The sequence below is a fragment of the Desulfobacter postgatei 2ac9 genome, from assembly GCF_000233695.2.
Taxonomy (GTDB): domain Bacteria; phylum Desulfobacterota; class Desulfobacteria; order Desulfobacterales; family Desulfobacteraceae; genus Desulfobacter; species Desulfobacter postgatei.
This window is the reverse complement of the sequence record NZ_CM001488.1, coordinates 1,153,434-1,166,303: the sequence shown is the minus strand read 5'-3', so window position 1 is coordinate 1,166,303 and position 12,870 is coordinate 1,153,434. Positions and strand designations below refer to the sequence as shown.

Genomic DNA, 12,870 nt, shown 5'->3' with positions numbered 1-12,870 from the left:
AAATAAAAATATCAACGCCGCTTTACGATTTTATAAAATTGTATGGACCTGCGGGCCGACTGTGGTATAGGCTAACCGTGTTGAATGTAAAACCTGAGTTCTGTTTACGATGGCAGCCGTAACAGTTTAGTATAGATGAGGAGTGATCAAAACCGCAATGTTCTCAACCATTAAGGGGAAAATTTTATTTGCTGTTATTTTGGTCATGGTGATATCTACCCTGGTTAACATCTTTTCCACCCACCGGGATGTGGGTAACGCCATGCTGACGGCCCAGCAGGATTCCGCGTTGAACATTCTGCACGCCCTGGATTTGATTATTGAAGCAGATTACCGCAACCTTTTGAAGGAAAAACGGACCCTGACCCTTTTAAAACGCAGCCAGTTAAAGAACACGACCGAGGTTATCGCATCGGTATTTGAAGGCTTTGCCGCAAAGGGTGAATCACAGGAGACAAACGGACTTAAACACGCACTCTCCTGGCTTGAAACAGCCCCTTTTGATAATGTCGAGCATTACATCATTGATGCACAATCCAATATAATAGCATCGTCCAATGCGCAGGTAACCGCCCTTTCTTTAAAATCATTAATGGATGTCAAACACAGAAACCTATCCCAGGTCATGCAGTTTGATCACTTAACCCCAAGAGGGGACTTTGCTGCGTTCAACTTTGACCAGAGCCAGGAAAACGCATCGGTGCTTGCCTATTTCAAACCATTTACACCCTGGTCACTAACCATCGGCGTCTCCGTGGATATCAGCCAGCTCCAGGCCCTGGCGGAAAAACAGAAAGAACAGATCATCCTCTCTTTGACAGATTATACCCAAAGTCTGAAAATCGCTGACAGCGGCTTTGTCTATATTTTTGATGAATCAGGTGCCGCACTGATTCCGCAGTTGGCAAGTGCGTCTCAGGCCATGGGTACCCGGCTCAATCGAATCACCGGTAATATGATAAATGACGATATCCGTCAAAACGCATCTGCTGAATTTTCACACTTTCATTATCTGCCTGACATGCCCGATAAAAATGCAAAAAAAATGATCGCCTATTGTTATTATTTCAAACCCTTTAAATGGTATATCAGTGTCATCATTCCTTTGCAGGAGATCAAACTGCCGGCCCAGCGTCTGGTTATCCGGCAGAGCCTGATCATCGTAATGATGTTCATGGCCGGTCTTGTGGCCATTATTCTGGTCGTCAGCCGGATCGCTACACCCTTGCAACGCCTGTCATCCTATGCCAGAGAAATTCCAAAACTCAATTTTACCACCCCCATGGAAAAGGCAACGCCGGTGGATGACCTGGCTGAAAATCACAAAGATGAGGTGGGAGACCTGGCTGCGTCATTTATCCTTATGCGCCACGAACTAAGCCGAAACATCCAGGATTTGATCAACATCACCTCAGACAGACAGCGGATTGAAAGTGAACTGGGGATTGCCAGGGAAATCCAGTTGGGCATGGTGCCGAAAACCTTTCCGGGGCTGCTTGAATTTGATCATATAGATCTGTATGCCACGTTGGAGCCGGCCAAGGAAATCGGTGGAGATCTTTATGATTTTTTCCGGCTTGATGACGAGCATGTTGTTTTTACTTTAGGTGATGTTTCCCACAAAGGTGTGCCTGCAGCCCTGTTCATGGTGGTCAGCCGGACCCTTATCCGAGTATTCAGCGGCAAGGATGTATCACCTGCCCGGATGATGACCAGTATCAACAATGTATTAAGCTCCGACAATCCCCGTTCCATGTTTGTTACCCTTATCATCGGGATTTTGAATATTCAAACAGGCCGGATTGTCTATGCCAATGGCGGACACTGCCCGCCCATTATGATCAACCATGACGGGGCCCGTTTTATAGAAGAAAAAAAAGACCCCCCTGTCGGTGCCATGCCGGGCATCATTTATTCGGACAGCACCTTAACCCTTAATAATGGACAGGGTTTTATGTTATATACGGATGGGGTTAACGAGGCCATGAACAAAGACGGGGAGCAATTTTCAAATCAACGGATGATTGATGAAGTGTCAAAAGACAGGGATCTGCCGTCGAAAAAAATAGCGCATAATCTTTTAGACCGCATTCGGGAACATGCCGATTCTGCGGCCCAGTCCGATGATATTGCCATCCTGATAATCAAATTCCGGAAATAAAATTTAACATCATTATGAGTCAATTACTCCTGAATCTGGACAGACTGCGTCACAATATCCGTTTTTTGTCCCGGTACTGCAGGGAACATCACCTGGGGATCACCGGAATTATCAAAGACCCATGTGCAGACCAGAAGATGATCAGTCAGATGTTGGACTTAGGTTTTGAAAACATCGGAATATCCAGGGTGCCTGACGGTCCAAGAGCAAAACCTGTCTTCCCCAGGCGGCCCATATATATTGCCCTGCCCTCAATCCATCAACTGCCTGCCATTGTCCAGTGCTTCGGCACAAGTTTCAACTCTGAACTGGCCGTTATTCAAAAACTCAACCAAACGGCCATTGCCATGAACTGCCCCCACAGCATTCTTTTGATGGTGGATACCGGAGACTTGAGAGAAGGTGTTATGCCCGATCAGGTTCTGGATACCGTGCGCAAAATTCACCAGATCAAGCCCCGGGGCATTAAATTTGCCGGCATCGGCACCAACCTGGGATGTTGTGCCGGAACCGTACCGGATGAATACAACCTTGGTATCATGGCCCACCTGGCTGATCAGATTGAATCCAAACTCGACATTAAGGTTAACACTGTGTCCGTGGGCGGCTCCGTACTGCTCAAATGGATGCAGCACAAGCGACTTCCCGGCCGGATCAACAATATACGATTGGGAGAATCCGTGTTCCTGGGCACTATTCCCACAATAAATCAGGTGCACCCGAATCTGGATACCCGGGTGGTCACATTCAGAAGCGATATCCTTGAAATAAAAGAAAAGCGAGTAACGCCACCCCAGTTGTGCGGAAAGGATGCTTTGGGCTGCCAACCCCGGTTTCCCCGCCGGGGCTTGCGCAAACGCGCCATTCTCAATTTCGGCATCTGCGACACTTACCCATCAGGATTGGCACCTTTAATCCCGGGCATGGAAATTGTTTCCGTAAATTCCAATTATACCCTGGCAGACATCACGGATTGCCCTCATCGCTTTAAAGTGGGAGATTTTGTTGATTTCACAATGAACTACCAGGCCTTTCTCCAAAGCTTTATATCGCCATTTACCCGGATCCGTTACCAGGAAGAAACTGACAGCACACCTGTTTTATGAGCCATTTGACGAAAAACAGATCCCGGATGCGCTTGTTTGCAGGTGCCTTTATCATGCTGGTGCTCGCGTTAGGCTTTAATATTCTTTTAACATCAGCCACCCTTGAAAAACTGTATGTGGAAACCTTTATTTCCAAAAACAACGTGGTGGCAAAGGACCTCCAGCGCAACCTGGAAACGGCGCTTCGATTCGGCAAACGCTTTGATAAATTCATTGGTATGGACAAACTAATCCTGGAAGCCCGGCAGCACCTGACACCGAAACAGAAAGAGGCAGGTGACCCCGGCACTGATAAGGATGACATTGTTGTTTATATTACCGACCCGGATGGAGATGTTGTTTACAGCAGCAGAACACAGGTTGTGGGGAGAGCGTTGCCTGAATCGGTGCGCCTGCCGATGGTCAAGGATGCACAAACCCCTGTGGAATGCCACTGTGTGAAACATGAAGGCGTTTATTACCTTTCCCTGCCCGTAAAAGAGGGGGGGGCAAGAAAATGGGTCGCCACCGTAACGGTTGCCTTCGGTCAGGAACAGGTAAAGGCTCTGTTGGGCGCCATAGTCATGAAAAATAAAAACCTGATTGCGGTGATTCTTTTCACTGCCATGGGGCTTTTAGTCATCTTTCTGCGATCTTTGACCCTGGGGCCGAACATATCTGAAAAATCACTGGGGCGAATCAAATTTAAAATCTCTGCGGCTTTTTTTATTATCATCTGCCTGGCCCAAATCTCCTTGAACTTGTTTAATCTTTTTGAATTCAGGGTCCATTTTCTGGATGTTTCCACCCAGAAAAGTGTTGTCATGTCAAAGCTGTTAAAACAGGATATTGAATATTTACTGGCAAAGGGCCTGAATATCCGGCGACTGATAAAAATGGACCAACGGCTGGCTGATCTCATTGCCGTATCTCCTGAACTTGAAGGCATTACCATATCTGATCACAAGGGCCGGCCCCTTTACATTGCCACCAAGCACGGCATGCGCAATCTGACAACGCCTGAAAAGAATGAAGATCAGGATGGCGAAATGCTTTCCCTCCATGATTATCCGGGCTACACAGTCACCCAGAACCTGTTCAATACACGGAAAACACAAACCGGTACATTGGTCGGCAAACTGACCATCCATATTTCAAAGGATTTCCTGTTCAACAAACTTAAAGAAATTGCCCTGGATTCGATCACGGTTCTTGTGATCTCGATTTTCTTTTTTGTGGAACTGCTGATCCTTGAGCTCCAGCTTATTGAACGCCAGATCGCCGGAGAGACCCGTGCGCATAACAAGCAGGTGCATTACACAGCCATTCGACCCGTGGCGTTCATATTTTTTTTCGGGGTAGACTCCTGCATTTCATTTCTTCCCCTTCACATGGCCACCTTGTATAACCCAAATCATCCATTACTGGGCCTTTCCAAAGAGATCATTATGGGCCTTCCCATTTCCATGCAAATGCTGTTCACTTCAATATCATTACTGATATCAGGTGGATGGTGCGACAAGCGAGGTTGGGCAGAACCCTTTCTGGTTGGGCTGTTTTTATCCGGCACAGGATTTATCTTTGCCTGGCTGGCCCCATCTTCCCTCTACTTTCTTATTGCTTTAGGCCTTGTGGGGATGGGGTACGGGCTCTCCCTGATGGCGGCCCAAGGTTTTATCATTGCACTTACCACAAGAAAAAACAGTGCCCAGGGCATGGCCCAGCTGTGGGCCGGAGTATATGCAGGCAGTATCTGCGGCGGAGCCACAGGAGCGATGCTGGCGGACCGTATCGGTTATGCCCCGGTCTTTCTGGTGGGCGGCACTATTGTGCTGCTGCTTATTATATATACCTTTTTCATGATGAACGGTGCCATGGCACCCCCAAAACCAACTGCGCAGGCGACCCCGACAGAGCAAATACTTCCGTCATCCGCGAAACCGTCTTTATTCAGTTTCCTGTTCAATCGTAAAATTTTCACACTGATCGTATTTTATGGGCTTCCCTGGTATATCGTGCTGATCGGTTTCATGAACTATTACAGCCCCATTTATCTGAAAAGCATTGGTGCCTCCCAGTCCGACATCGGCCGGATTTTCATGATTTACGGCATCTGCCTGATGTATGTGGCGCCGTATATTTCAAAAATTGCAGGCAGGGCCCACGACAAAAAACGATACCTTGTCATGGGCAGTTTTATCGGCAGCCTGAGCATTGCCAATTTTTATTTTTTCAAAGACTTTTCCGGTGTTGTCTCCGTTACGGTTTCCATCTTTCTTCTAGGTCTTTCCGCCTGCCTGATTCCAGTCAGAAGCGCATATGTATTGGATTTGCACATCACCAGCCAATTGGGTGGCGGTAAGGCTATCGGTCTTTTAAATGCTGTTTTGCGATTAGGTCAGGTAACCGGCCCCATCCTGTTTGGATGGCTTTTTATCACCATGGGATCAGATTCAGGTATTGCCCTGACAGCAGCAGCTTACCTGCTTTTCACCCTGATCTTTATTTTGGTGGGTTAGGCGGATAAATCCATGACAACACAATCACAATCCAGTGCATCTGAATATCTGGAAATGGTCTGCCAAAAACTTCCCGTGGTCAAAAACATTCTTAACAGGTTTGGTCATATGCCCCTTGGGGTGTATGCTGAAAGATTGAACACACCACCCTGTCCATCCGTCCAATCCAGGGATGACATCAGGCAGGCTGTTTTTGGTCAGATTTGCCCTGTTCTGGGAAAAGATATAGGGACCCGCGCTGCCAATGATCTGATGGCAGCGGGTACTGTAATGACCACCACACACCTTGGCATTGATTATTTTGCCAATTCGGTCCAGGGGAACCTGATTTACGGTGCAGGAATTCTCACCGGCCGGCGCAAAGAAACCACCATCCCGATTTTTTGTTTCGGCAATGTGCCGCTTAACAGTTCGACATTTGCCAGAGGACTTCTGGTATACGAATCCGAATTGGGCAACAGCCGGGAGTTACCCTTGAGACTGCCGATATTTCCGGACAATGAAAAGCGGACCATGACCAGCCTGGCAAAACCGTTTACCATAGCCATGCAGCAAAAAGCCCTGAAAAAAACAACCGCATGGAAAAAGAAAAACCTGATATCCAAAACCACGGCCGAAACAATTGTAAGCCTTTTAGAACATGAGTATGCCATTGATGCGGTTTTAAACCAGGAGAGCTACGCGGCCCAGGCTATGATTGTCAACCGGATGCTTGGAAAACGCATGCTGAAAACCAGTGAACATCCGCCGGATATTGTGTATCTGGAAATTGAAAAAATCACCGCCATTCTGCTCGGCAAAGACCTGAACGATGAAAACAGCCTTGCATACCGAATCTTTTTCAATGCAACACTGCGCAACACGATTATTCAACATCTGGACGGCTGCCCAGGCTGCTGGCATGCCAATACCCTCAAGACTAGAGATACGGCTCCGGGAAAACCGGATAGCACGGCGACGGGTACGATTTTTTTCTGGGGCATTGATGATTATAAGCGCCGCGTTCCCCTTTTATTAAAATCCATAAAAGGCGATTTTTATCTATGCGGAAGGGATGACCGGGGCGATTCTTTTACTATGAACTTTAACCGGAATGAACTGATTCAGGCGCTTGAAAAACAAAAACTGCTGCCCTCCCTGTTCACCTGTTTTCTGCTCATTTGTTTTGCCAGGGGATTTCATTGTGTGGGCGGCGTGTTCCAGGGTGCATATTTGACATGGATGAAAACCTGCATTGCCGACTGCCTTAAAGTACAGGGGGATACCACGAATGCGGAAATGATAAAAGAGATCACCACGAACCTTTACCAGGACGGGATGCTGGCATTCATGAGCCCGGGACAGAACAATGAACTGCTGCCGGCAGGTCCCATTGAAATCATTCAAGCCGGGGGAATCAACAGAGACGACCTGACCAAGGCCTTTGGTTTGACGGTTACCCAGGCCCATATAGCAGGCCTTTTTGGCTCACTTAAAGATGCAGATGCTCAAATCACCCGGCAGCAGTCCGGCTGGCAGCATAGGGTAGCACAGGCATGTTCCAGGGAATTGTCCGGAAAAGTTGCGTTATGTAAGCCTTGCCCTATTTTTTAGGGATTTCAATGTCCTCAAATATTTCATCGGCCGCGCTTAAAACATCAACAGGAGGATCATAACCGATCAATTCAGCCGTTTTTAGATTAATGGCGATTTTCGGGGGATCTTCAAACAACTGCCCTATATCTCTAGGTTTAGCACCGTTGAATATCTTGGCCATGGTCTCGGCATAAAATCGCCCGACATATTGAAAATTTGCCCTGGATATACTCATTAAAAATCCATATTTTACCTGCTCGGAATGGGACTGGGTAAAGGTGGGTATCCGGTATTTGTTGGCTATTTTCACAAGCTCGGGAATACTGTCGGCATTTACACCGTTCTGGGTGGTGACATAAATGGCGTCAGCGCTTTCCCCTAAGGTTGCAAAACATTTTTTTACACTCTCCTCATCTTTTATGATCTCTGCGCTTTCATCTGTGGTAAAACAGGAAACAATTTTAAACCCGCGCTCATCAGCCACTTTTTTTACACTCTCCAGTGCTGCGTAACTGTGTCCCTGCTCTGTATCCTGGTAGGCAATGCCAAGTTTATTGAAGCCGATGATGTCATAAAAAAGCTGAATCTGACGTTCATGGCGATAGGGATCAACCCGGGCATGGACATGGTCGAAACCGGAATCTTCAACACTTTTAATGATGCCGGCAGCCAGCGGGTCCGTGGTTGAAATAACAAGTGTGGGCACTTTATGGTCATTGCTGGCAAATTTGAGGCCGGCCTTGGTGCCGGCTGCGATAATCAAATCAATATCTTTTTTATTATTCAAACGGGAAATAATTTTAGGCACCATCTGCTCAATACGCGGAGTGTCCCAGCTGCCCGTGTAATGCGCATCTTTGACAAATTCAATATACCGGCTTTTGGTGTTGTTTGCCAGCCACTGCCACAGTTGCGCGGTCTGCTCACCGGACTGCTCAGGGATCTTGGCATTTTCCATCCACCCCATGTCCATCAATCCCCTGACAATCCCCAGGAAATTGAGCTGATAATTAATGTATTCTCCCCCCTCAAAATATCCGATCCGCCATTTTTTGCCACCATTCGTACTTGGCTTTACGCTGAAATTACCCTTGTCAGCAGCCATCACCGAAACAGAAGAGAGCAGCAAAAAGAACAGAACGGCATAAAGAATTTTTTTGAATATTTGCATTGGCGCTATCCCTTTCATTAAAACAATGGAAGTTAAATATAGAAATTACCCATATCACAAAATAAGGCATTGTTGGTATAATTTCTCGTAATTTCATCGCCCCGTAACAGGAACCTTTTTAAAGGCTGTGAAAAATTCCTGCAACACGAGACTTAAAATTTTAATGAATAAAGAATCGCCCTGCCGACAGGTCCATGCAATCAGTTGCATGCACCCCAAGTGCCTACATTCTCAACACTATTCAACAATTTCCAAAATAACCCTTTTCTGTTCCTTTGCAGAGGCACAGGAAAGAATGGTGCGCATGGCCTGGGCTGTTCTGCCTTTTCTGCCGATTACTTTTCCCAGGTCCTCTTTGGCCACCCGCAGTTCCAGAACAATGGTCTGCTGAGCTTTAATCTCTTGTACGTCAACCTTTTCAGGATCATCAACCAGTGCTTTCGCCATAAGTTTAATCAACTCTTTCATTAACGAATCTCCTTTAACCAAAATGAATATGATATTTAACTACAACATTTAACGTTTATGGCTGACTTTGTCGAAATAGTTAATATAGAATATCATAACCGGCTATAATCACAAGCCCTATTTACAGCGCTTTGAAGATTTTATTCAAAAAACGGAACTGGACCTGACAACTCTGTATTTTTCATGCCATATCGCAGGGATAATCGTAAAATCAAAAGACGAAAATAGTCATTTCCCTTGACATAAAAACGGAATTCATTATTTTAGAAAGGTTGTTGTATTTATTTATGTACCGGGAAAAATATTTTATTCCATTGCCCGATAAAATATTTGTTTTTGCTAAGGGCATACAATTGAAGGATGTATGAAGTGGTCACAGAAATTACAATACAGGATTCAGAACGTAAAATGCTCTCCGAAGCCGGATATGGGGACCCGGCTATTGAATATTATCTTGGAAAAAAACATATGGGTTCGATTGAAAATGCGAACCAGATTTCCTTTAAAGTTGGTTCCTGCGGTGATACAATGAAAATTTATCTAAAAGTTGATGAAGACGAAATTGTTCAGGATGCCAAATATGAAATCACAGGATGTGCAGGCGCTATCTCTGCGGCAATGGCGACAGTGGATCTTGTGAAGGGAAAAACTGTTGATCAGGCTTTAAAAATTAATGATGGAGATGTTTTCAGGGTTCTTGAAAGTATACCTGAGAAAAAGCACCATTGCATCCAACTGGCAGTCAAGACAATGCACCAGGGGCTTGAAGAGTTTCAAATGGCACACGTTTCTTAAGTGGGTTGCCGGTATTGTTCTTGTCTGCATTTCACTTCTGTCAGCCGGATGTGTCTCATCAAAATTCAGCGTTGAGACCCTGGCTAAATCCGATATCAACATGGTATCGGATATCCATATTGACCAGACACTGACGCTTCTAAAAACACTCACCCGAAAATTATACAAGATGAATCCCGGGGAACTGGCTCCCCCCCCCCCGGGAGCAACTATAGCGTCCAGGATTTCAGGCATATTCAAATGTCCTGCCCCGCCTCCGGAGCCTGCACTTTTAGGCAGAAGATCAACCCAAGCCATGCTGGCAGACCTTGAACCCGATTATAAAGGAGTCGATTTTAAAAGCCTTACGACAAACTGTCAGACCTTGTCAGACAAAGATTTTTGCAGCGCTTTTTCAAACCGTGTCACCTGATCCTCATAATATTGTTTTCTTTGAGTCGAAATCTCAAGTGCCTGCTTTGCCGCGGCCAATGCTTGGCGTTTATGATTATTGAGATACAGGGCTTCGGCGTAGGTATCCAGTATATACGCTTCCTTTCGGATATCCACGGCCCGGCGGGCCAGATCCAGAGACCTGGGGGCGTTTCGAAACGATTTGTCCGGACATGTGGCCAGAAGCCAGGCCAGGTTATTCAAGGCATGGAGATTCACCGGATCAATTGTTAAAACATTCTCGTAGGCCACCATTGCCTTTTCATACTGCCGGGCATCATAATAAAAATCGCCCACCTGAACATACAAATCAGAATTGTTGGGATCAAGCTCAAGCTGCCGGCTCAAAATTTTTCCGGCGACAAATCGGGTAAAAGAGGTGTTAAGCCCCCCGTAACTAAGACTGTATCCAAGGAAAAAAACAACCCCCACGGCAAGGAGATACCCGGCAATCATCTTTTTTACTTTTCCGTGGTGGCTCTGGATCAGAGCCGGATTCATCCGGCACTTTTCCAGAAAGCCAATACGGCGGCCAATACTGAAATGGTGCCAGTTGGGTTTATCAATGGACTGCCGGCTTAGGGATGCAATCTTGTAAAAGGTGGAGATCAATGCCGACGGCGAATCTGTATATTTAAAAATATGCAGATCTGCCTGACGTTCAAAATGCCGCATGAACAGACCAAAGACAAAACGGAAATACAAAACAAACAGGCCTATGAGCACCAGGCAGGTGACGGCGGCATGGGCCGTATCCTGACTGAGCCCTAAAAAGGAGGCCCCGGCATACAAGGGGTTGATCAGATAAATCATGAGCATTAAAGGCTCAAAAAAAACAAAATTACAGGCAATAAATCCGGCAAAGAAAAACAGATAAAAAAGCATATGCTGGTGATATACATGACCTATTTCATGCAGGACAACCCCTTCGATCTCATCATCATCCAGACAGGCAAGCAGTGCCGGTGTAACCAGGATGTACCGAAACCGGCCCACGATACCCATAACACCGGCAGTAATCATGCCGCCGCCGAACAGGTTCCAAACCAGGATATCCCTGTATTTGAGATCAGCCATCCGACAGGTTTTTTCAATGCGCTGCCTGTCATAACCCGATTTCAGGGGACGACACCCCCATAAACGCTGGATCAGAACCGGTCCGAACACAGAAATAAAAATGACAAAAAAAAGAATGTAAATCACTTCCCCGGCCGTGGAGTTTAAAAATCTATTCAGCCCATCAAAGGGCAAAAGCCCCAGACAATCGGCCAAAAGAGACAGAAAAAACCACGGCAGCATGGCAGGCAAACAAAAGGCAACGTTGGAAAGGATAAAGCTCTTTTTGGTCAAAGAAACCGTAAAAAACCGCTTCTGAATCTGATAGGCAAAGTTCCATATTAAAAGCAGATAAAAAAGAAACAATCCAAGAAACAGCAGTGCACCAAGGGTGGGCATCCATTCGAATATAGCAACGCCCGATAGTAAATGATTCACACGGAACCCATAAATATTTACGGCAAAGAGCACCAATGCCGAAATGGAGAGCCGTGAGACGGCAGTGTTCACCCGCTGGTCAATTTCCTGTGCCGGCAAGGCCTGCCCAAGGCGTGACAGGCGATTGAAATAAATCCGGCAGACCAGGGCAAATGCAGCCGTTGAGAGCAGGCAGAAACCAATGGCCCCGGGATCAAATCCCGAAGGTTTGTCAAACAACTCCGATGTGGTGTAAATCACCAGGGCCGCAAGAAAATATATAAAATTTGAAAACACGCGATGGCGTCCTTATACCATCTTACCTGTTGCAGCAAACCGGTCCAAAACAATCCATGTTTTTACATCAAACAAAATATTGTCTTGGCATAGACAGTCGGCCGCCTGATCCGGTGACAGCATCTTTACCTCAATCAGTTCGGAAGCCTCGTTATATTCGGTATTTGCAGAGCCCTCACAATCCACATACAAAAGGCTTATGCTTTCATCTGTTAATCCGGATGAAGAAAATATCGCAGGGCTTTGTTTTATCACATTCACAACCGTTAAGCCGGTCTCCTCATACAACTCACGCCGACCGGCCTGAACAACACTTTCGCCGGGGTCCACAAGGCCTGCGGGAAAACCATACTGAAATCCGCCCAAAGGCACCCGGAACTCCTTGATAACGACCAGTCTATTCTCCTGTTGATGGAATGGAACAACCACTACCGCATCAGGCCTGGCCGTACTCTGCCTGGATGCATAGAGCCAAGATTTATCTGCACCGGCAGTATCTTTATACCTGGCGCGAATCAAGTTGAGATGAGGAAAGTCCGTTATTTTTTCTTTTTCATATATGTCCACAATAATCTCCTGATTAATAATTAACAAAAGTAAAGTTAAGACATACCACTGCTCAATGCAACGAGAATAGGCAATATATCCCAAATAACAGCTATGGGTTGATCTGGTCTATCCCATACCCAAGCTCAGTCCACAACAGAACATAAACGGAATTTAACAACTCGTCTTTTCTATCAAGATCCGCTTAACTGGCAGGGCTACGGACCGCTTCTCAGTCGTTGATGCAAAATATATGGAGTAAAATGAATAGACATAGAGCGCTCTGGGATCGTATGCGAGCTTTTGTTCTCGGATTTTGCGTTCAAATCAATGAAACGCCTGAGCGCT

General features: G+C 46.2%; 10 protein-coding genes. 6 read left to right on the top strand and 4 right to left on the bottom strand.

All coding sequences use genetic code 11. The annotated features are described in order from the left end of the window. The first annotated feature begins 157 nt into the window (after window positions 1-157). Genes DESPODRAFT_RS05310 through DESPODRAFT_RS05295 form a run of 4 tightly spaced genes read left to right on the top strand, consistent with a single transcriptional unit; the run spans window position 158 to window position 7,358 of the window. Window positions 158-2,161, top strand: a complete 2,004-nt coding sequence (locus tag DESPODRAFT_RS05310; RefSeq protein ID WP_004071928.1) for a SpoIIE family protein phosphatase — start codon at window positions 158-160, stop codon at window positions 2,159-2,161. 14 nt (window positions 2,162-2,175) lie between these two features. Then, a complete protein-coding gene (locus DESPODRAFT_RS05305; RefSeq protein ID WP_004071927.1) occupies window positions 2,176-3,267 on the top strand; it encodes an alanine racemase in 1,092 nt (363 codons plus the stop codon). Further along, window positions 3,264-5,765 carry an MFS transporter gene (locus tag DESPODRAFT_RS05300; protein ID WP_004071926.1) on the top strand — a complete coding sequence of 834 codons (2,502 nt, stop codon included), beginning with the start codon at window positions 3,264-3,266 and terminating at the stop codon, window positions 5,763-5,765. Before DESPODRAFT_RS05305 ends, DESPODRAFT_RS05300 begins: the two co-directional genes overlap by 4 nt. Window positions 5,766-5,777: 12 nt before the next feature. Next, window positions 5,778-7,358, top strand: a complete 1,581-nt coding sequence (locus tag DESPODRAFT_RS05295; protein ID WP_004071925.1) for a hypothetical protein — start codon at window positions 5,778-5,780, stop codon at window positions 7,356-7,358. Here the strand turns inward: DESPODRAFT_RS05295 and DESPODRAFT_RS05290 are convergent. Together DESPODRAFT_RS05290 and DESPODRAFT_RS05285 are read right to left on the bottom strand one after the other, a co-directional pair. Next, window positions 7,348-8,511, bottom strand: a complete 1,164-nt coding sequence (locus DESPODRAFT_RS05290) for an ABC transporter substrate-binding protein (protein WP_004071923.1) — start codon at window positions 8,509-8,511, stop codon at window positions 7,348-7,350. The two genes, DESPODRAFT_RS05295 and DESPODRAFT_RS05290, sit on opposite strands and share 11 nt — an antisense overlap. A gap of 237 nt (window positions 8,512-8,748) precedes the next feature. Then, window positions 8,749-8,979, bottom strand: a complete 231-nt coding sequence (locus DESPODRAFT_RS05285) for a KH domain-containing protein (protein WP_004071921.1) — start codon at window positions 8,977-8,979, stop codon at window positions 8,749-8,751. Window positions 8,980-9,447: 468 nt separating this feature from the next. Between DESPODRAFT_RS05285 and DESPODRAFT_RS05280 the strand changes: the two genes are divergently transcribed. Both DESPODRAFT_RS05280 and DESPODRAFT_RS20540 read left to right on the top strand, forming a co-directional pair. Beyond that, entirely contained in the window at window positions 9,448-9,774 is a 327-nt protein-coding gene (locus DESPODRAFT_RS05280; RefSeq protein WP_245532018.1) for an iron-sulfur cluster assembly scaffold protein, read from the top strand. Beyond that, a complete protein-coding gene (locus tag DESPODRAFT_RS20540; protein ID WP_052314666.1) occupies window positions 9,743-10,186 on the top strand; it encodes a hypothetical protein in 444 nt (147 codons plus the stop codon). Before DESPODRAFT_RS05280 ends, DESPODRAFT_RS20540 begins: the two co-directional genes overlap by 32 nt. Here DESPODRAFT_RS20540 and DESPODRAFT_RS05270 read toward each other — a convergent pair. Continuing rightward, window positions 10,132-11,976: a M48 family metallopeptidase gene (locus DESPODRAFT_RS05270; RefSeq protein WP_004071914.1), complete on the bottom strand. Its 1,845-nt coding sequence runs from the start codon at window positions 11,974-11,976 to the stop codon at window positions 10,132-10,134. The two genes, DESPODRAFT_RS20540 and DESPODRAFT_RS05270, sit on opposite strands and share 55 nt — an antisense overlap. A 12-nt stretch (window positions 11,977-11,988) precedes the next feature. Beyond that, window positions 11,989-12,543, bottom strand: coding sequence for an NUDIX hydrolase (locus DESPODRAFT_RS05265; protein WP_004071912.1), 555 nt, complete (start codon window positions 12,541-12,543; stop codon window positions 11,989-11,991). Between the last annotated feature and the right edge of the window lie 327 nt (window positions 12,544-12,870).

Coding starts and splice junctions, on each gene's coding strand:
- DESPODRAFT_RS05310 (WP_004071928.1), top strand. CDS start 158: ATGTTCTCAACCATTAAGGGGAAAATTTTATTTGCTGTTATTTTGGTC.
- DESPODRAFT_RS05305 (WP_004071927.1), top strand. CDS start 2,176: ATGAGTCAATTACTCCTGAATCTGGACAGACTGCGTCACAATATCCGT.
- DESPODRAFT_RS05300 (WP_004071926.1), top strand. CDS start 3,264: ATGAGCCATTTGACGAAAAACAGATCCCGGATGCGCTTGTTTGCAGGT.
- DESPODRAFT_RS05295 (WP_004071925.1), top strand. CDS start 5,778: ATGACAACACAATCACAATCCAGTGCATCTGAATATCTGGAAATGGTC.
- DESPODRAFT_RS05290 (WP_004071923.1), bottom strand. CDS start 8,511: ATGCAAATATTCAAAAAAATTCTTTATGCCGTTCTGTTCTTTTTGCTG.
- DESPODRAFT_RS05285 (WP_004071921.1), bottom strand. CDS start 8,979: ATGAAAGAGTTGATTAAACTTATGGCGAAAGCACTGGTTGATGATCCT.
- DESPODRAFT_RS05280 (WP_245532018.1), top strand. CDS start 9,448: ATGGGTTCGATTGAAAATGCGAACCAGATTTCCTTTAAAGTTGGTTCC.